The organism is Leifsonia sp. HAY1-4F, assembly GCF_056755275.1.
The window spans coordinates 1-248 of record NZ_JBNDHX010000475.1 but is presented as its reverse complement, the minus strand read 5'-3'; the positions used below and the strand labels follow the sequence as shown (position 1 = coordinate 248).

The following is a 248-nucleotide window of genomic DNA, read 5'->3' as shown; positions in this document are numbered from 1 at the left end:
AGAGGAAGGAAGAGGAAAGGCTCGGCAGCGCGGACCGAGGGGGCGGGCCCCCCCCCGCCGCCGCGGCGATGCGCCACACCGACCCCGTGACGAAGATCACCATCCTGCCGCGCGGCCGCACCCTCGGCTACACGATGGTGATGCCGCTCGAGGACAAGTACTCGATCACCCAGAACGAGTTGCTCGATCAGCTCGCGTACGCCATGGGCGGTCGCGCCGCCGCGGAGATCGCGTTTCACGACCCCACC

General features: G+C 69.8%; 1 pseudogene. It reads left to right on the top strand.

The window, feature by feature from the left end:
* Positions 1 to 248, top strand: a pseudogene (locus tag ACPYOG_RS20190) (ATP-dependent zinc metalloprotease FtsH); the annotation flags it as partial.